General features: G+C 63.3%; 12 protein-coding genes and 3 rRNA genes. 10 read left to right on the forward strand and 5 right to left on the reverse strand.

The window, feature by feature from the left end; genetic code table 11:
* Positions 1-4: 4 nt before the first annotated feature.
* Positions 5-1,324 carry a class I SAM-dependent methyltransferase gene (locus ACHMXB_RS01600; RefSeq protein ID WP_395402205.1) on the reverse strand — a complete coding sequence of 440 codons (1,320 nt, stop codon included), beginning with the start codon at positions 1,322-1,324 and terminating at the stop codon, positions 5-7.
* A gap of 337 nt (positions 1,325-1,661) precedes the next feature.
* Between ACHMXB_RS01600 and ACHMXB_RS01605 the strand changes: the two genes are divergently transcribed.
* From ACHMXB_RS01605 to ACHMXB_RS01615, 3 genes are all read left to right on the forward strand, one after another.
* Complete coding sequence (locus tag ACHMXB_RS01605; protein ID WP_395402207.1) at positions 1,662-2,129, forward strand: hypothetical protein; 468 nt, start codon at positions 1,662-1,664, stop codon at positions 2,127-2,129.
* 239 nt (positions 2,130-2,368) lie between these two features.
* Positions 2,369-2,836 carry a hypothetical protein gene (locus tag ACHMXB_RS01610; protein ID WP_395402209.1) on the forward strand — a complete coding sequence of 156 codons (468 nt, stop codon included), beginning with the start codon at positions 2,369-2,371 and terminating at the stop codon, positions 2,834-2,836.
* 118 nt (positions 2,837-2,954) lie between these two features.
* Positions 2,955-4,595 carry an alkaline phosphatase D family protein gene (locus tag ACHMXB_RS01615; protein WP_395402211.1) on the forward strand — a complete coding sequence of 547 codons (1,641 nt, stop codon included), beginning with the start codon at positions 2,955-2,957 and terminating at the stop codon, positions 4,593-4,595.
* Between the two features lie 25 nt (positions 4,596-4,620).
* On the opposite strand, the gene ACHMXB_RS01620 is transcribed toward ACHMXB_RS01615, so the two are convergent.
* Positions 4,621-4,992, reverse strand: a complete 372-nt coding sequence (locus ACHMXB_RS01620) for a GYD domain-containing protein (protein ID WP_395402213.1) — start codon at positions 4,990-4,992, stop codon at positions 4,621-4,623.
* Positions 4,993-5,136: 144 nt separating this feature from the next.
* Between ACHMXB_RS01620 and ACHMXB_RS01625 the strand changes: the two genes are divergently transcribed.
* From ACHMXB_RS01625 to ACHMXB_RS01635, 3 genes are all read left to right on the forward strand, one after another.
* Positions 5,137-5,409, forward strand: a complete 273-nt coding sequence (locus tag ACHMXB_RS01625) for a hypothetical protein (protein ID WP_395402215.1) — start codon at positions 5,137-5,139, stop codon at positions 5,407-5,409.
* A 155-nt stretch (positions 5,410-5,564) separates the two neighbouring features.
* On the forward strand, positions 5,565-6,620 hold the full coding sequence (locus ACHMXB_RS01630) for a hypothetical protein (protein WP_395402217.1): 1,056 nt from the start codon (positions 5,565-5,567) through the stop codon (positions 6,618-6,620).
* Positions 6,621-6,781: 161 nt separating this feature from the next.
* On the forward strand, positions 6,782-7,537 hold the full coding sequence (locus ACHMXB_RS01635; RefSeq protein WP_395402219.1) for a ZIP family metal transporter: 756 nt from the start codon (positions 6,782-6,784) through the stop codon (positions 7,535-7,537).
* 80 nt (positions 7,538-7,617) lie between these two features.
* On the opposite strand, the gene ACHMXB_RS01640 is transcribed toward ACHMXB_RS01635, so the two are convergent.
* The 3 genes from ACHMXB_RS01640 to ACHMXB_RS01650 form a co-directional block, all read right to left on the reverse strand.
* Positions 7,618-9,966, reverse strand: a complete 2,349-nt coding sequence (locus ACHMXB_RS01640) for a multicopper oxidase domain-containing protein (RefSeq protein ID WP_395402221.1) — start codon at positions 9,964-9,966, stop codon at positions 7,618-7,620.
* Positions 9,967-10,141: 175 nt separating this feature from the next.
* Positions 10,142-11,539: a GAF domain-containing serine/threonine-protein kinase gene (locus ACHMXB_RS01645; RefSeq protein ID WP_395402223.1), complete on the reverse strand. Its 1,398-nt coding sequence runs from the start codon at positions 11,537-11,539 to the stop codon at positions 10,142-10,144.
* A 141-nt stretch (positions 11,540-11,680) separates the two neighbouring features.
* The gene (locus ACHMXB_RS01650) at positions 11,681-11,938 is read right to left on the reverse strand and encodes a hypothetical protein (RefSeq protein ID WP_395402225.1); all 258 of its coding nucleotides are present in this window, start codon (positions 11,936-11,938) and stop codon (positions 11,681-11,683) included.
* Between the two features lie 723 nt (positions 11,939-12,661).
* Here ACHMXB_RS01650 and ACHMXB_RS01655 point away from each other — a divergent pair.
* The 4 genes from ACHMXB_RS01655 to ACHMXB_RS01670 all read left to right on the forward strand — a co-directional run bounded on the left by ACHMXB_RS01655 (position 12,662) and on the right by ACHMXB_RS01670 (position 19,483).
* Positions 12,662-14,186 (forward strand): 16S ribosomal RNA (locus tag ACHMXB_RS01655).
* Positions 14,187-14,714: 528 nt separating this feature from the next.
* Positions 14,715-17,840, forward strand: a 23S ribosomal RNA gene (locus tag ACHMXB_RS01660).
* A gap of 211 nt (positions 17,841-18,051) precedes the next feature.
* Positions 18,052-18,168: ribosomal RNA gene (gene rrf / locus ACHMXB_RS01665) — 5S ribosomal RNA — on the forward strand.
* The 16S, 23S and 5S rRNA genes sit together here, the layout of an rRNA operon.
* A gap of 460 nt (positions 18,169-18,628) precedes the next feature.
* A complete protein-coding gene (locus tag ACHMXB_RS01670) occupies positions 18,629-19,483 on the forward strand; it encodes an SDR family NAD(P)-dependent oxidoreductase (RefSeq protein ID WP_395402227.1) in 855 nt (284 codons plus the stop codon).

Consider the following 19,483-nt stretch of genomic DNA (forward strand, 5'->3'; position numbering starts at 1 on the left):
AGGCTTAGCCGGCGGTCCATTCCCTCAGCCGCAGCGGCGGTTCCTGGCCGCCCGGCTTCTGCACCAGCACCTGGTTCACGCCGGTGAGGCCGCTTTCGAAGCCGAGTGCACTGGCCGCCATGTACAGCCGCCAGATGCGGGCGCGGCCGTCCGTTGTGAGCCGCACGGCCTCGTCCCAGTTCTCCTCCAGGTTCTTGACCCATGCGCGGAGCGTCAGGGCGTAGTGCCGACGGAGGGCCTCGACGTCCAGCACCTCGAAGCCGCCGCCCTCCAGCGCCGTCATGACCTCGGAAAGGCTGAGCATCTGGCCGTCGGGGAAGACGTAGCGGGGGATGAAGGAATCGGGATCGTCCTCGGTGGGCCCGGCGTTCCAGGAGATGGCGTGATTGAGCATGCGGCCGCCCGGGCGGAGCAGGCCGTGGAGCTTCGAGACGTAACGGTCCAGTTGCTCGCGGCCCACGTGCTCCGACATGCCGATGGAGCTGATCGCGTCGAACGGGCCGTCGTCGATGTCGCGGTAGTCCTGGACGCGGATATCCACTCGGTCCGTCAGTCCGGCTTCGGCGACCCGCTTGCGGACCAGCTCGGCCTGTTCGGTGGAGATGGTGATTCCGACGACGGTGACGCCGTACCGCTCGGCGGCGTGCAGGGCGAAGCTGCCCCAGCCGCAGCCGACGTCCAGCAGACGCTGGCCGGGTTGCAGGCCCAGCTTGCGGCAGACCAGATCGAGCTTCTCCTCCTGGGCTTCCTCCAGGCTCTCGCTTTCGTCGGACCAGACAGCGCAGGAATACACCATCGACGGGCCGAGAACCAGCCGGTAGAAGTCGTTGCCGACGTCGTAATGGTGTGAAATTGCAGCGGCGTCCCGCTTCTTCGAGTGCCTGCGGCCGTGCTTTTCCACCTTCGCCTCCTCCGGCGGGGGAGCGGGGTTGGGGCCCAGGGCGCCGAGCCGGATGCCGGTTTTCAGCAGCGTCCAGAGTTCCCGTGGCGCCGGCGGGCTGAACGGGCCCGGCTCGGCGAACTTGCCGGCGGAACTCAGGGCGGCGAAGGCCTCGAAGATGTTGCCGTGTGCGGTGATTTCACCGGCGACGTACGCCCGGCTCAGGCCCAACTGCCCGGGCGACCAGAGGATCCGCCGCAGCGCCCGGCGCGACGTGAACTCGATCAGCGGCGCATCAGCGGGGCCTGCTTCGGAGCCGTCCCAGGCCCGCAGCCGGACGGGTATCTGGTCGGTTCCCGGTTCTCCCGTGCCGAACTCCCCGGTACCCAGGACGGCGGCCAATGCCCTGGCCAGCTTTGGTGCCGCTCCGGTCGTCTTTGCCATAGTCGTCGCCTCTCATCCCGTGCCCCAGCTCAGGCTGCGCCATTGCAGTCCCGTGGAATTAAGCTACACAAGCCTGCCTGAGGCCGACAGAGAGACAGACCTGTCTCCCTCGATGCGGAGTGGTTGAGGCCGTGCCTTGGCCCTTGGCCGCTTTCACGAATTCGCGGGAGACCTGCCCGCACGCCGGAAGCTTCCGGCGTCGTCGACGCGTTCCGGCGAACTCGGGGCTCATCGGGTCAGGCGGGGCGGCGATGCCCCAGCATCTCGCCTCTGGACCGGCACGCCCGCCGGTGGGATCCTGATCGAAAATACCGTCGGAGAGGGAGGCCGATACGCCATGGACGACTCGCCGGAGACGCGCCAACGGCTGTCCGGCAGCATCGAAGAGAAACAGTCGGAACTCCGCTCCTACCTGGAACGGCTGCGGCCGCGCCGGCACAAGCTGACGGAATTCAGCGTCGTCGGGAGCGTGCTGGCGGCAATGCTCACAGCCGGTCCGGCGTTCGGGGGCACAGGGTTCACCGCATCAGTCCAGGCCATGTTCTCCCTGAACGACGCTTCTGTGGTGTGGCGGGTCCTTTGCCTGGGAGCGGTGATTCTGTCCGTCGGGGCAGGGCTCGCCACGAACTTTGCGAACTCCCAGGCAATGGCCGAAAAGGTCACCGCGGCGGAGACGGCGATCGCCCAGCTGGAAGGGCTGCAGCTGTCCCTCGGCTTCGGCCATATCGCGACTGACGAGGCAGCGATGCTGTACAAGCAGTTTGTTTCCCACGTGGCCTTCGTAGGCGAGGTACCCGCACGCTGACGGGGACCGGCGGCAGCCACGCAGGAGGCCGCCGTCGAATGACCCGCGCGTTCTCCCGCTCCTTGCTCATTCCTCCTTCCGCGGCTGCGGTCTCTCTGAGGCTGTGGCACAACTCTGGTTGAAGCCTTGCTGCTCAGTGTCCGACGGCGGGGCTGGAGCAGCCGAGTCTGGACCGGAATTCAGGGCGGTGGGATCCTGAACCAAACGTCGACCGGGGGGGAGAAGGGTTGTAGCAGACCATGGATGAATCCGCGGATACGCGCCAACGGCTGTCCGACCGCATTGACCAGAAGCAGCGGGCCATCCGCACCTACCTGGGGCGAGAGCGGCCGCGCCGGAACAGGCTCTCCAACATCAGTATCGTGGGCAGCGCCCTGGCGGCCATGCTTACCGCCGGCCCGGCCGTGGGAGGAACGGGATTCACCGAGGCGATCCAGGGCATCTTCCGGCTGCAGGAAGACTCAGTGGTATGGCGGTTCCTCTGTCTGGCGGCCGTGATTTTTTCGGTCGCTGCCGCGCTGGCCACCAACTTCGCGAACTCCCGCGCCCTGGGCGAGAAGGTCAGTGCCGCCGAGAGTGCCAATGCCCAGCTGGAAGGCCTGCAGCTGTCCCTGAGCTTCGGCAACCTGGCCGTTGCCGACGCCCTCAAGCTCTACCAGCAGGCCGTGGCGCCGGTGGCGTTCGTGGACGAGGTCCCGTCCCGCTGAGGTTTTTTACAGGAATGTACGACGGCGGGCGGCCGGCTTGGTTCTGCGGCACTCCGTCACCGCCGTGATCCACCCGGTTCACCCCGCCGTCGCCAGCCCTTAACCCGGCCCGTCAAGCATGGGCCTCATGACTGCTCTCTCCCGCCGAATCGTCCTCAAAGGTGCCATCGCCGCTGCCGGTGCCGCCGCCGTCGCCCCTTCGCTGGTGGTCCCGGCGCACGCCGCCCGTCCTGCCGCGGTTCCCCTGGTCCGCAACCGCCTGACCCTGCCGTCCGGCATCTCCACTGGAGACGTCACCGCCAACTCGGGCGTCCTGTGGTCCCGCGCGTCAGGCGCAGGCCGGCTGGTGGCCAACCTGGTCGCGGTGGGCGAGGACGGGTCCGCGCTCCGCGGCAGCCGCGCCTTCAGCCGTGTGCTGCGCGGCACCGCTGCCAGCGATGCCACCGACTTCACCTCCAAGATCCACGCCCGCGGCCTGCCGCCGGGCACGAGCTTTGCGCTCGCCATGCACTTCGAGGACCCGGACGGCAACGCGGGCGAGACCGCCCGCGGCTCATTCAGCACTCCGCCCGGCTCGAAGGCCAACAGCCCCTGGTCCCGCAGCGGCGGGACGAAGCGCGGCCAGAGCTTCGTGTGGACCGGCGACACCGCCGGCCAGGGCTGGGGCATCAACGAGGAGATCGGCGGCATGCGCGGGTATGCTGCCATGCTCGCCACCAAGCCGGACTTCTTCATCCACTCCGGCGACACCATCTACGCGGACGGCCCCATCGCCGCCCATGTCACCGAGCCCGACGGCCAGATCTGGCGCAACCTCGTCACCGAGGAGGTGTCCAAGGTGGCCGAGACCCTCGAGGAATACCGCGGCCGGCACCGCTACAACCTCATGGACAAGAACATCCGGGCCCTCTACGCCGAGGTTCCGGTCATCGCCCAGTGGGACGACCACGAAACCACCAACAACTGGTACCCCGGGGAAATCCTCACCGACTCCCGCTACACAGAGCGCCGCGTGGACGTCCTGGCCGCCCGCGGCCGCCAGGCCTGGCAGGAATACCACCCCATCGCCCAGCTCAGCGACGGCAGCACCGGATTCGAACCAGCCCGCATCTACCGCAAGATCTCCCGCGGCCCGCAGCTGGATGTCTTCTGCCTCGACATGCGCGCCTTCAAGGACCCCAACACCGACGGCAAGGAAACGCGCCTCACCCACATCCTCGGCCAGGAGCAGGCCGACTGGCTTATCCGTGAAGTCAGCAAGTCCAAAGCCACCTGGAAGGTGATCTCCGCGGACCTCCCGCTCGGCATCATCGTCCCAGACGGGGCCGCAGCGCAGGAATCCCTCGCCAACCGCGACGCCGGTGCCCCCTTGGGCAAGGAGCTCGAGATCGCGCGCGTGCTGTCCGCGTTCAAGCGCAACCGGGTTAAAAACATCGTGTGGCTCACCGCGGATGTGCACTACTGCGCCGCCCACCACTACTCGCCCGAGCGTGCCGCCTTCCAGGACTTCGACCCCTTCTGGGAGTTCGTCGGCGGCCCCATCAACGCCGGAAGCTTCGGTCCCAACCAGATGGACGGCACGTTCGGCCCGGAAGTGGTTTTCTCCAAGGCCGGCGCCTACGCCGGCGAGTCCCCGCGCAGCGGCGAAAGCCAGTACTTCGGCCATGTGGACCTTGGTGAGGACGACGTCTTCTCCGTCACCCTCCGCAACGCGAACGGCACCGTGATCTTCCGCAAGGACCTGAACCCGGAGCGCTAAGCCCGCTCCGACGGCGGCGCCCTGCTCAGTCGACGGTAACCTCGGGCTGCTCTGGGGTGCCGGGCTGCTCCGGGGTGCCGGGAGGCTGGTACTTGATCCGGGCGGCCTGCCGCATTGCGTCCATCGTTTCCTCGACCGTTAGGAGCACAGTGGTTTCGAATGTGCCCAGCGCTCCGCCTCCGCTGATGGCCAGTGCTACGGCCGCCATGGACACGTTGTCCGGAGCCTCCCAAAGGTTGTAGCCGTCGTGGGTGCCGAAGGCGTACCAGAATCCGTGAAGCTTCCCGCCGACCGATTCGATGTAGGCCTGTGCGGCCTTTCGTCGGTCTTCCGGGTTGCTGATCAGCCGTGCCCACGTCTCGGGTGTGTAGCTGAATCTGGACAGATAGAGCGGCATGGCCTTGCCTTTCGTTCGCCGTCGGAAGCGGGATTTACCCAGAATGGCAGGCCGCTCTGCCCCCAGCAACGGCGGAATTACTCGCCAGCGCGCGGGTGGACCAGATGGGTAGTCACCCGGCCCGTCCGGTGGGACGATTCAACTATGAGTGAGTTGTTTCCGGACCATGGGCCGCACCTGCACGCGCATGCGGCACCCACCACCCAGCAGATGCGCACGGTTGGTCAGCGCCGCCGGGACGCGGAAGAGAAGCTGGAACTTCACCTTCAGGAAGCCCGACACAAGGACCAGCCGCAAAATGATGAGCCGCTCACCCAAGCGGCAACTCCGACGTTCGACGGCCAAGACGCTGCCGGCGCGGAGAGCGACGGCGGATTGGGGACCACCGAGGCTGTGGATCCGAACCCGGGACGCTAAGTTCCGGCCAGCCCTTCCATTGAATGCTGCACGTCACATTTCCGCGGGCAGAACGTAATCCGGCATGCCGTCTGCAAGAATAGCGAAGTCATGTGCGGGAGGTCACAAGCAACGGCGCTTGGGACCTCCCGTGCAATGCCCTGGGGAGGCAAAGGATGTCAGGAATCAGTTTTACGGCCATCGACTTCGAGACGGCAAACAGCCACCGCGGCTCCGCGTGCGCCGTCGGCCTGGTGAAGGTCCGGGACGGGCGCATCGTGGACACGGCATCGTGGCTCATCAAGCCGCCGCCCGGCATCGACGACTTTGACCCCATCAACGTGGAACTCCACGGCATCGCCGAACCGGACGTCCAGAACGCCGCGGACTGGGAGATGTCCCTCGAAGGCATTCTGCAGTTCGTCTCCGAGGATCCGCTCGTGGCTTTCGATGCCGGCTACGACGCCTCCGTGATGCGCACAGCCACCGAGCACCAGCATCTGGACCTGCCGGCCAAGGACTTCTACTGCGCGCTGCACCTCGCGCAGGACCACCTGGCCCTGCCACGGCACCGCCTCAGCGACGTGCTGGCCGCGCTGGAACTTCCGCCCCTTGAGCGGGACGAGCCGCGGGCACACGCGCTGGCCTGCGCCCAGATCGTGCTCGCCATCGCTGCCCGCCGCGGCTTCACCACTCTGGCCGAGGTGTGGGAAGGGCCGACGACGGCGATCGGCAAGCGCCGCCGTGGCCGCCGCGTCCGCACCGACTCCGCGGAAGCTGAAACACCCGGCGCCAACCTCGCCGTGGTGCCCGACGCCGGTCCGCACCTGAGTGCCGACGGCGGCGGGACCGCTGAGGCCGGCAACGCTGACCTGCTGCAGCTGAGCCGGACCGAGGTTGAGCTCCCCGACTTCGAGCGCTCCGACTTTGAGCGCTCCGACTTTGAGCGCCCAGACTTTGAGCGCTCTGACCCTGACCGCATTGGACCGAACCCCGCCGCCGAACCGAGGGCCGCGAAGCGCGCATTCCGCACCGCAGCGGGGCTGGTCCTGTTCGCAGTGGGCGTGGCGGCCGCCGTCGGGCTTGCCTACCTTACGGGACTCACCATCCGGTACGTCGCCGCTGGCCAGACCGTTACAGCTGCACTGACACTCGCCGCAGCCGCGGCCACCATGTGGGCGATCTGGGCAAGCATCACCCGCGGGTGGCACCGGCTCCGCCCCGGCAACTGACGGGCGGTAACTGACCTGCCACGTCTGCGGCCTGCCGCCACCGGTTCATACTTCGCGTCTGCGAGAATGCTCATGGACCGGGGGCGGGCGTACCTGAACAGGGCCGTCCCCTCCGCCGACGAAGCTCAACGGGGCCATGTGGCCGGGGAAGGTGGACATCCATGCCCATGTGGGCCCAGGCGCTGTTTTGGGGAACTCTGGCCGGCGGTGCGCTGGTTCTCGGCTCGGGACTGTCCTGGAAATGGAACATCCCCGCCAAGCTTGTCTCCTCAATCATGGCGTTCGGCGCCGGCGTGCTTATCTCCGCGCTGGCCTTCGAACTCGTGGACGAGGCTGTACAGGGCGGGGGACTCTGGCCAACGGTCCTCGGCTTCCTCGCCGGCGCGGTGGTCTACGTCAGTGCGAACGCGCTGCTGGCCCGCTCCGGAGCCAAGCACCGGAAACGCTCCAAGGACCAGCAGCCCTCCGAAAAGGACGATCCGGGCAGCGGCACGGCCATCGCCGTCGGGGCACTCCTGGACGGCATTCCGGAATCGGTGGTCCTCGGCCTGGGCCTCATCACCGCCGGCACCGTGAGCCCGGCCATGCTCGCCGCCGTCTTCATCTCCAACGTCCCGGAAGGGCTGTCCAGCACGGCAGGCATGAAGAAGGCCGGCCGCAGCGCCAAGTACGTCTTCGGCGTATGGGGCGGCATTGCCCTGCTGAGCGGGCTCGCCTCGCTGCTCGGCTACACGGCGCTCGAGACCGCGCCCGACAGCATGGTCGCCTTCATCACCGCCGTTGCCGCCGGCGGGATTCTCGCCATGCTTGCCGACACGATGATCCCCGAGGCCTTCGAGGAGCACCACAACCTCACCGGCCTGGTGGCCGCCGTGGGCTTCCTCTCCGCGTTCACCATCCACCACGTAGGCGGCTAGTGGTGACCCCGACGACGGGTGGCCGGCGACGCTGGCGTCCACCCGCCGTCGAGCTTTAACGACCGGTCCGAACGGACCGGTCAGGCAGCCGTGACCGTAACTGTCCGTGTGGCGAGCACCTCCGATGTGATCCAGTGCAGGAAATCGATGCTGATGGTGTACTTTCCTGCGGCGGGCGGACGCAGCAGGAAGTCGAACTTCTCGGCGGCGCCTGACTTGATGATGTGGGTCAGGAGCGGCTGGCCGGCTGTCGAGGGCTGGACCGCGGCGCCTGTGGGGCTGGGGGTGGTCCAGAATGGCCGGCCGTCGTGGGCGATCAGTTCGGCAATCTTGGCGGGCCTGCCGGCCGCGTCCGTGATCCGTGTCAGGGTTGGGAAGTAGTCGACGTTCACCATGCGCACCAGCGTCGGGTACTTGCCGTTCCGCACGACGTTGGCGCGCATCTGGGAGACGGCCCAGACGATGTCGTCGCCTCTTGGCCGGGTGGGGATGTTGCCGCCCAGGAGGAAGAAGTGCCTCGGCTCGAAGCGGTTCAGCCCTGCGTCCTCGCCGTTGAGCCCCGCGGCGTGGTTCAGTTCGTGCCACCGGGGATCGAGCGAATAGGGCGCGATCAGGGTTTCCGTGGCGATGTCGTACAAGGGACCTTCAAAAGTATGACGGCGGGTACCGGCGGGGGCCAGTGCAGCGGGGTTGGGTCGGGGATCGACGACGATAGCGCCGAACATGCCCATCTGGACGTGGAGCGGGGTGTTGACGTGGCAGTGGTAGAAGTAGGTTCCCGCCGAGCCACGGTTGGGGTTGCCGCGTTCAGCGACGTCCGGCCTCCACTGGTACGTGTAGTGCCCGGTGACTTCGAAGGACGTGTGGCCCACGCCGTCGTTCCTCGGGTCGGGTTCGATGCCGTGCCAGTGGATGGTGTGAACCCTCTTGCTGGGCTTGATGGTGGACTGGAACAGTTGGCCCTCCTGCATCCGCACCGTGGTGCCGGGGATCTGGCGCCCGAATTTGTTGCCCTCGAAGCTCCACATCTCATGCTCGGAGCCGTCTGGGAAGGTGAACTTCCTGTTGAAGAAGTCCATCTCGAGGAATACATCAGGCTTTAGCGGAAACTCGGTCTCCGGGCTGCCCTCGTGGGGCTGGTTCGAGGCGAAGTCCACCTGGCTTCGGTACGTGTGGTGCGGATCCGCGGCCGTAGGGGGCGTCCCTTGCACCGGGGCGGACTGGGCTGCCAGCACCCAGTCCGCCACCAGCCCGCCGGGGTACAGCCCGCCGCGGGCTGTCTGCGACGGCTCCGCGTGGCAGTGCATGGGGTAGGTCCAGTCCTCGTTCCTCGCGTTCCATACCTGGTCGATCACCTCCGGCGGCCGCCGGACCGGGAGGATGGCCTCCTTGCGTTCCAGCGGCTGCAGCTGGATGGTGTCCTCCCACTGCTGGAGCACGACGTCGCCCTGGGGCGACACCCGGCCGTGTGACCGTGGGAAATCGATGCCATTGGCGCGAACCGTCCACACATGGTTGCCGTGGTAGTGAAGCTGGTGGTCCACGATGCCGGCATTGAGCATCCGCATGAGGTGCCCGGTGCGGATAGCACCCGCTGACGGGGAGGCGCTGAAGTTTCGCACATCGGTCTCGCGAGGGTGGCCTGAAGGCAGGGTGTCCTGATGCCGGCGCTCGTTGAACTCCAGATCAGTGGTAACCGCCAGCGACTGGAACCCGGCGAACCCGTTGATGGTGAAGTAGTCGGGCACCGGCGGCGTTGCGAGTGGATCGACCCTCTGGCCCCTCGATGCGATGCGCGCCCAGTTCGAGTCCACGTCATGGCACAGCCACAGCCACTGGCGTTCGAACTCCGCCGCGCCGGGCGCGAGCCGCCACGCGCTGCGGGGATCGATCACCACCAGGCCGCCGTACAGGCCAAGGGTCCGTTCCACCGGCTGGTTGCCCGGATCGGTGTAGATGTAGGTCCCGGGCCGGGGCGCTGGAAACCGCACGAGCTTCGATGCGCCCGGCGCGACCGGCCCGGAGGCGACGTCCGCCCCGCCCGGTCCGGCACCGTGGAACCGCATCTCGTGCGGCTGCGCCAGGTTGTTGTGCACCATGATCTCGATGATGCTGCCCGTCTCGGCGATCAGCGTCCGGGGCGGAAAGAAGCTGGCCCAATAGCCCTGCCGGGCAAGGAACTGCCGGGGGAATGCCGGGTCAGGCCGCAGCGGCGCGGGCCTCCCATGCGGCGGAACAGGAGCGCCCAGCGGGTACGTCCTGCTGGCCACCACCCGCCCGTTCGCGGTGATGACCCTCGGGCTCATCGCCACGGCCGGGTTCGGATCGTTCAAAGCCGTCCGGCGTTCCCCGAAGCCCCGGTGGTAGACGAGCGATCCGTCCACCATGGGAACGAATCCGTCGTTGATGTGGATGTCCAGAATAGCCACGCCCGACCTCCCGTGTGCTGGGGACCGGAGCTAAGCCGAAATGCAAGTCCATGTTCGCTCCCAATTGCGCTTTCAGACTGCCCCCATGGTTGTGGGTGGAGCCTAGGGAAAGCTTGGGACCGCCGTCGAAAAAGGCTATGTCCTTACATGGCCGCATCCGGCGCTATGGACGCCCCTACGTGACGACGCCGGTATCCAGCGGTGCAGGCATCCCGGCGGCTGCCTCAAGCCGCAGTTCCAGATCGGTCATGACCACCGCGGCCAGGTCCCGCAGGTTTGCACTGTCCTCGTCGGTCATGGTGCGGGGCTCGAAGTCCAGGATGCAGAGGGTGCCCAGGTTGAAGCCGTTCCGCGTTTTGAGGGGAGCGCCGGCGTAGAACTTCAGGCCGAACTCGCCAGCGACCAGCGGATTGAGCAGCGCCCGCGGGTCCTCCGGTGCGTTCTCCACCACCCAGAGATCGTCCTGCAGGATCGCCGATGCGCAGAGCCCCGGGCCCCTGCTGATCTGTTGAACGTCCAGGCCGTGGTGGGACTTGAACCAGATCCGGTCATGATCCACTATCGACACGATGGCCACCGGTACCGAGAACAGCCTGGCAGCCAACGCGGTGAGTCTGTCGAAGGCGCCGTCCGGGGGAGTGTCGAGGATGCTGTAGCGGCGCACTTCCTCCATCCGGGCTTCCTCGTCGGCGGGAATGACGGTGGCGCCCACCTTGTGCTTTCCCCGGCTGCTCAGGGACAGCTCATACAGGGCCTGGCTCACCTCGGTGGTCGACGGCCTGTCCTCCGGGTTCCGTGCGGTCATGGCCGCCAGGAGGAGCCGCCACTCGGGCTCGACGTCCTCCGGGATGTGGGGGTCGTCCATGAGGCGGGCCAGGGCGCTCTGCAAGGGGTCGCCGGGAAAGGCCTGCTGCCCGGTCAGGCTCTCGAGCAGCACCAGGCCAAGGGAGTAGACATCGCTGGGCGGGCCAATGGGCTCGGCCTTCGCCTGCTCCGGGCTGAGGTAGCCTGCGGTGCCAAGGAATCCGCCGTCGTGCAGGTCCGGCGCGTCAGCCATCAGCGCGATGCCGAAGTCCGTCAGCTTTGCGTGGATGCGGGCGGTGTCGTGCTGGTAATCGAAGACCAGGATGTTGCCGGGCTTGACGTCCCGGTGAACCACACCGCTTTCGTGGATGTAGGCGAGGGCGTCCGCCACGTCGTAACCGATTTGGGCCGTGTGCCGGGAGGAGAGCGGGCCTTCGGCGAGGCGGCGCTTGAGATCCGGGCCTTCCACCAGTTCCATGACGAGGTAAATGCGGGTGCGGCCCGGCTCTTCGCGGTCCACCCCCGCGTCGAGGAGCGTGATGAGGCTGTGGTGGTTCAGGGCCGCCAGGACTTTGACTTCGGCGTCATCGTCACGTGCTGTTTCGTGAGCGGCGTTGCTTTTGTTGATCACCTTGAGGGCCACATCGCGCTCGAGGGACAGGTCGACGGCCCGGTACACGTTGGCCATGGCGCCGGAACCAATCTGTTCCACCACCCGGTACCTTTCGCCAATGATTGCGCCTTCTGCAATGCCGGGTTGTACGGCCATGAGGTACCTTGATTTTCCCGCCTGGCCCGCAGGGCCGGCGATATTAGTGCCGTGAAGCGCTGTGACAGCAGTGTGCGCCGAATACATAGTTTTGGATATACAGAAAGAGCCGATTTGCATCGGCTCTTTCTGTGGTCCGGCCTAGATAAGGCTGGGGGCGCTCGCCAGTATGTAGTCAGCGGCTGCGGGACCCGTCATGGCCAGGTCGCAGTTGTCTGGATCGATGCCGCGCTCCCTCAGCGCTGTAAACAGGGAGCTGGGGGCGGCCGGCTGCAACTGGTGGATCAGGCACCAGCTGGTGTAGAGGCCGTAAAGCTCGTCAGGACCAAGGACTGTGTCGGTTTCCCGCTCAGTGGTCAGGGCTTCGGCGATAAATTGGTCAAACTTGGTGGCATCCATTTTTGGGCTCCTCTAAGGCATGCACGTTGATCCGCCGTTTCTGCTTCAGCGATAAACGGATCTCCGCCCATGGGGCCAGCGATCTACCTGAAACCTATGCGAGACAGACTGTTCTGTCTAGTTGAGCGGGTAACGCGCAGACCAATCCCCCCGCGCTGCCTACTGGTGGGTACGACTGGTGCCGCCGGCGCTCCGCTCGATGGTCCCTGAGAGGACGTGGGCGCAGTGCACCTTTGCGCTTGCATGCGCCTGATGCACGCCGGCTATCCGCTAATGCATGCTGGCCTCCCGTCGATTTGCACGCGCCCCGGCGGCCGTGTAGAGTCTTTCGAGTCGCCGCCGCTGAAGCGGAAAAATAGCGACCGACCCCCTTTCTAACAGCCTGAAAAATGGCGCACTCAACAGTGTGCCGCGGACGGGCCGGGACCTCCCTGCAAGCGAAAATCGCGGAAACGCCGATTTGCAAAGCTTCGCCGGAGCGGGTAAGTTTGAAAAGTTGCTCCGGAGCGATCCTGAACGTTGGTTTGGGTGGTGCCGGGTGTGTCTGTTGTTTGAGAACTCAATAGTGTGCCAAGTTTGTTGATACCGATTTTTTATTAAATTGGTTGAATTTGCCGGGCCTATCCGCCTCCGTGGTGTGGTCTGGTGTTTTTAGCTGGTTTCAAATTTTGTGCAGCTGGTTTCCGCGTTATTTCCGTGGTTTCCGGTTGTGTCTGTTTGTTTTCAACGGAGAGTTTGATCCTGGCTCAGGATGAACGCTGGCGGCGTGCTTAACACATGCAAGTCGAACGATGATCCGGTGCTTGCACCGGGGATTAGTGGCGAACGGGTGAGTAACACGTGAGTAACCTGCCCTTGACTCTGGGATAAGCCTGGGAAACTGGGTCTAATACCGGATATGACTCCTCATCGCATGGTGGGGGGTGGAAAGCTTTTGCGGTTTTGGATGGACTCGCGGCCTATCAGCTTGTTGGTGAGGTAATGGCTCACCAAGGCGACGACGGGTAGCCGGCCTGAGAGGGTGACCGGCCACACTGGGACTGAGACACGGCCCAGACTCCTACGGGAGGCAGCAGTGGGGAATATTGCACAATGGGCGAAAGCCTGATGCAGCGACGCCGCGTGAGGGATGACGGCCTTCGGGTTGTAAACCTCTTTCAGTAGGGAAGAAGCGAAAGTGACGGTACCTGCAGAAGAAGCGCCGGCTAACTACGTGCCAGCAGCCGCGGTAATACGTAGGGCGCAAGCGTTATCCGGAATTATTGGGCGTAAAGAGCTCGTAGGCGGTTTGTCGCGTCTGCCGTGAAAGTCCGGGGCTCAACTCCGGATCTGCGGTGGGTACGGGCAGACTAGAGTGATGTAGGGGAGACTGGAATTCCTGGTGTAGCGGTGAAATGCGCAGATATCAGGAGGAACACCGATGGCGAAGGCAGGTCTCTGGGCATTAACTGACGCTGAGGAGCGAAAGCATGGGGAGCGAACAGGATTAGATACCCTGGTAGTCCATGCCGTAAACGTTGGGCACTAGGTGTGGGGGACATTCCACGTTTTCCGCGCCGTAGCTAACGCATTAAGTGCCCCGCCTGGGGAGTACGGCCGCAAGGCTAAAACTCAAAGGAATTGACGGGGGCCCGCACAAGCGGCGGAGCATGCGGATTAATTCGATGCAACGCGAAGAACCTTACCAAGGCTTGACATGGACCGGATCGCCGCAGAAATGTGGTTTCTCCTTTGGGGCCGGTTCACAGGTGGTGCATGGTTGTCGTCAGCTCGTGTCGTGAGATGTTGGGTTAAGTCCCGCAACGAGCGCAACCCTCGTTCCATGTTGCCAGCACGTAGTGGTGGGGACTCATGGGAGACTGCCGGGGTCAACTCGGAGGAAGGTGGGGACGACGTCAAATCATCATGCCCCTTATGTCTTGGGCTTCACGCATGCTACAATGGCCGGTACAAAGGGTTGCGATACTGTGAGGTGGAGCTAATCCCAAAAAGCCGGTCTCAGTTCGGATTGGGGTCTGCAACTCGACCCCATGAAGTCGGAGTCGCTAGTAATCGCAGATCAGCAACGCTGCGGTGAATACGTTCCCGGGCCTTGTACACACCGCCCGTCAAGTCACGAAAGTTGGTAACACCCGAAGCCGGTGGCCTAACCCCTTGTGGGAGGGAGCCGTCGAAGGTGGGACTGGCGATTGGGACTAAGTCGTAACAAGGTAGCCGTACCGGAAGGTGCGGCTGGATCACCTCCTTTCTAAGGAGCACCTACAGGCCCACGCTTTCCGTGTATGCGGGGTGTGTGGTTTGTCAGGAGTAAAGGCCCGTTGCGCAGGCGATCGTTCTGCGGCGGGTGCTCATGGGTGGAATATCAGCAAATAGGTGCCTGGTGGCACGGGCCGTTGGTTAGTACGGAGTGGTTCCTCTTTGGGGGCTGGTCCTGGAACGCGGGTGGTTCGTGGTTGTTGGGTAGTGTTTGGCACACTGTTGGGTCCTGAGGCAACAGGACCGGGGAGGGTTTGGTTCTTTCCCGGGATGTTTGTTTCTGGTTTCCTGGCTGCACCGATCGCACGGTTGCCTCTTTTGGGGGGGTGTGTGTGGGGTGTGTGGTACGGGGTTGTTGTTTGAGAACTACATAGTGGACGCGAGCATCTTTTATAAGAAGCAATTTCCAAGAATATGAACCTGGATCTGGCTGCGCGTGATGATGGCACTCTTCGGGGTGTGGTTGTTGGGTGTGGTTGGTTTCTGTGGTTCTCTCGAAAATTACTCCTTGATCTTTTGTGGTCAAGTTTTTAAGAGCACACGGTGGATGCCTTGGCATTAGGAGCCGAAGAAGGACGTAGGAATCTGCGATAAGCCTGGGGGAGTCGATAACCGGACTGTGATCCCAGGGTGTCCGAATGGGGAAACCCCGCCAGACGCGCGAGTGATCTGGTGACCCGCATCTGAACACATAGGGTGCGTGGAGGGAACGCGGGGAAGTGAAACATCTCAGTACCCGCAGGAAGAGAAAACAACAGTGATTCCGTTAGTAGTGGCGAGCGAACGCGGATCAGGCTAAACCGACCCATGTGTGATAGCCGGCGGGCGTTGCATGGGCGGGGTTGTGGGACTTGTTGTCCTGGTTCTGCCGGACCGGGGAGGTGTGAGTGCTGGTATAGGTGAACGGTCTTGAAAGGCCGGCCGTAGAGGGTGTGAGCCCCGTAACCGTAATGCTGTGCACCGCCTTTGATGAGTATCCCAAGTAGCACGGGGCCCGAGAAATCCCGTGTGAATCTGTCAGGACCACCTGATAAGCCTAAATACTCCCTAATGACCGATAGCGGACCAGTACCGTGAGGGAAAGGTGAAAAGTACCCCGGGAGGGGAGTGAAACAGTACCTGAAACCGTGTGCTTACAATCCGTCGGAGCAGCCTTGTAGTTGTGACGGCGTGCCTTTTGAAGAATGAGCCTGCGAGTTAGTGTTACGTCGCGAGGTTAACCCGTGTGGGGAAGCCGTAGCGAAAGCGAGTCTGAACAGGGCGTTGCAGTGGCGTGATCTAGACCCGAAGCGAAGTGATCTACCCATGGCCAGGTTGAAGCGACGGTAAGACGTCGTGGAGGACCGAACCCACTTCAGTTGAAAATGGAGGGGATGAGCTGTGGGTAGGGGTGAAAGGCCAATCAAACTTCGTGATAGCTGGTTCTCCCCGAAATGCATTTAGGTGCAGCGTTGCGTGTTTCTTACCGGAGGTAGAGCTACTGGATGGCTAATGGGCCCTACAAGGTTACTGACGTCAGCCAAACTCCGAATGCCGGTAAGTGAGAGCGCAGCAGTGAGACTGTGGGGGATAAGCTTCATAGTCGAGAGGGAAACAGCCCAGACCACCAACTAAGGCCCCTAAGCGTGTGCTAAGTGGGAAAGGATGTGGAGTTGCGAAGACAACCAGGAGGTTGGCTTAGAAGCAGCCATCCTTAAAAGAGTGCGTAATAGCTCACTGGTCAAGTGATTCCGCGCCGACAATGTAGCGGGGCTCAAGTACACCGCCGAAGTTGTGGCATTCACATGTTTTCCAAGCCTTCGTGGTTCAGGAGTGTGGATGGGTAGGGGAGCGTCGTGTGGGCGGTGAAGTCGCGGTGTAAACCAGCGGTGGAGCCTACACGAGTGAGAATGCAGGCATGAGTAGCGAAAGACGGGTGAGAAACCCGTCCGCCGGATGATCAAGGGTTCCAGGGTCAAGCTAATCTGCCCTGGGTAAGTCGGGACCTAAGGCGAGGCCGACAGGCGTAGTCGATGGACAACGGGTTGATATTCCCGTACCGGCGAAAAACCGCCCATGTTGAACAGGGGATACTAACCGCCCGAGACCTGCCCGACACCCCTTGTGGGTGAAGGGTTTTGGTGGAGCGCGGGACCTGATCCTGGGAGGCAAGCGTATTAACAGGTGTGACGCAGGAAGGTAGCCGAGCCGGGCGATGGTTGTCCCGGTCCAAGGATGTAGGGCGAACGGTAGGCAAATCCGCTGTTCATGTGCCTGAGATCTGACGGGACTCCCGTAAAGGGGGGATTCGGTGATCCTATGCTGCCTAGAAAAGCATCGGCGCGAGGTTTTAGCCGCCCGTACCCCAAACCGACACAGGTGATCAGGTAGAGAATACTAAGGCGATCGAGAGAATTATGGTTAAGGAACTCGGCAAAATGCCCCCGTAACTTCGGGAGAGGGGGGCCCCCAACCTTGAACACCACTTGCTGGTGGGAGGGGGATCGGGGCCGCAGAGACCAGGGGGAAGCGACTGTTTACTAAAAACACAGGTCCGTGCGAAGTCGCAAGACGATGTATACGGACTGACTCCTGCCCGGTGCTGGAAGGTTAAGGGACCGGTTAGCCGCAAGGCGAAGCTGAGAATTTAAGCCCCAGTAAACGGCGGTGGTAACTATAACCATCCTAAGGTAGCGAAATTCCTTGTCGGGTAAGTTCCGACCTGCACGAATGGAGTAACGACTTCCCCGCTGTCTCAACCATAAACTCGGCGAAATTGCAGTACGAGTAAAGATGCTCGTTACGCGCAGCAGGACGGAAAGACCCCGAGACCTTTACTATAGTTTGGTATTGGTGTTCGGAGTGGCTTGTGTAGGATAGGTGGGAGACGTTGAAGCCCGGACGCCAGTTCGGGTGGAGTCATCGTTGAAATACCACTCTGGTCACTTTGGACATCTAACTTCGGCCCGTAATCCGGGTCAGGGACAGTGCCTGATGGGTAGTTTAACTGGGGCGGTTGCCTCCTAAAAAGTAACGGAGGCGCCCAAAGGTTCCCTCAGCCTGGTTGGCAATCAGGTGTCGAGTGTAAGTGCACAAGGGAGCTTGACTGTGAGAGAGACATCTCGAGCAGGGACGAAAGTCGGGACTAGTGATCCGGCGGTACATTGTGGAATGGCCGTCGCTCAACGGATAAAAGGTACCTCGGGGATAACAGGCTGATCTTGCCCAAGAGTCCATATCGACGGCATGGTTTGGCACCTCGATGTCGGCTCGTCGCATCCTGGGGCTGGAGTAGGTCCCAAGGGTTGGGCTGTTCGCCCATTAAAGCGGTACGCGAGCTGGGTTTAGAACGTCGTGAGACAGTTCGGTCCCTATCCGCTGCGCGCGCAGGAAATTTGAGAAGGGCTGTCCTTAGTACGAGAGGACCGGGACGGACGAACCTCTGGTGTGTCAGTTGTACTGCCAAGTGCACCGCTGATTAGCTACGTTCGGATGGGATAACCGCTGAAAGCATCTAAGCGGGAAGCTCGCTTCGAGATGAGATTTCCATACACCTTGTGTGTGAGAGGCCCCCAGCCAGACCACTGGGTTGATAGGCCGGATGTGGAAGCGAGGACTAACGACTCGTGAAGCTGACCGGTACTAATAGGCCGATAACTTACACCACACACCACCCCCGCAAACGGATTCAAAAGCGTTTGCACCCAAGGGGGCGGTAAAAAGAAAACAAGACTGCTTGCGTCCACTATGTGGTTCCCAACCAACAAACCCGCCGGGTTTGACGGTTCAGGAACCAACACAACTAAATACAACACCACAGTTGTAACACCACAGTTTTCCCCTCCCCGGGCACACCCCGGGCGGACGGGACACAGGGTTACGGCGGTCATAGCGTGGGGGAAACGCCCGGTCCCATTCCGAACCCGGAAGCTAAGACCCACAGCGCCGATGGTACTGCACCCGGGAGGGTGTGGGAGAGTAGGTCACCGCCGGACAACCATTAAAACGGTCGAGAGCCCCAACCAGTTCACTGGTTGGGGCTCTCCCGCAGTTAACCCGCCCGCATCTAATCCACCAGTCACACCGGGGCCCGGTTCCGACGGGCCCAACAAACGCACCACCCCCAAACCCTCCCTCACATCCCGCAACGTTTTCCCCGACGCGTCCTCACGTCCTGCGGCTTTTCCGCGGACGCGTCCTCACGTCCTGCGGCTTTTCCGCGGACGCGTCCTCACGTCCTGCGGCTTTTCCGCGGACGCGTCCTCACGTCCTGCGGCTTTTCCGCGGACGCGTCCTCACGTCCTGCAGGGTTTCGCCCAACCCTTCCGCAGTTCGGCTGGAAGATGGGCCGCGTCCGGGTAGTCTGCCCGGCTGGGGAACATGTCCGGGCCGGGCGCCGTTGTAGGTGGGGAACCGTCTCATGGATCAGCGGTCAATCACAGCAAAGGACACCTTATGCCCCAACGCACCATCGTCATCACCGGCGCCAGCGACGGCATCGGGGCAGCGGCCGCGCGGAACCTGGCCCGGGCTGGGGAGCGGATCGTCGTCGTCGGGCGTTCCCCGGAGAAGACCGCGGCGGTGGGCGCTGAGCTGGGCGTTGACTATTTCGTCTGCGACTTCGCGGACCTGGCGCAGGTGCGCGACCTGGCCGTGGCGCTGCGGGCAAGGTACCCGCGGATCGATGTCTTGGTGAACAACGCCGGCGGGATCATGCGCGGCCACGAGCTGACACCCGACGGCCATGAGAAGACGTTCCAGATCAACCACCTGGCGCCGTTTCTGCTCACGACCGAGCTGCTGGACGTTCTCACCGCCAGCCGTGCCACCATCATCAATACTTCGAGCGCTGCCAACGCATTCGGGCGGCTGGATCTGTCGGACCTCAACTCCGAGCGGAGCTACTCGACAAATCGGGCCTACGGCACCGCGAAACTGGCGAACATCCTGTTTACCGCGGAACTGCAGAACCGCTACGGTAAGGACGGCATTGCGGTGGCTGCCTTCCACCCCGGCGTCGTGGCGACCAACTTCGCAGCGGAGTCCACGAGCTGGTTCCGCCATGCCTACAAGAGTGTCCTGAACCGTTTCCTGCTCTCGCCCGAGCAGGGCGCTGACACGCTCGTCTGGCTCGCTACTTCTACGCCCGGACAAGACTGGGTTCCCGGCGCCTTTTATGTCAAGCGTGCGCTGGCGAAGGCCAACAAGCAGGCCTACGACGCAGAGCTGGCGAGGGACTTCTGGGACCGCAGCTTGGAGCTCGTCAGTGCAGGCGAACCAGTGGATGCGTCCGAACTCGACAACGCCTGA

Source organism: Arthrobacter sp. UC242_113 (assembly GCF_044054585.1).
Taxonomy (GTDB): domain Bacteria; phylum Actinomycetota; class Actinomycetes; order Actinomycetales; family Micrococcaceae; genus Arthrobacter.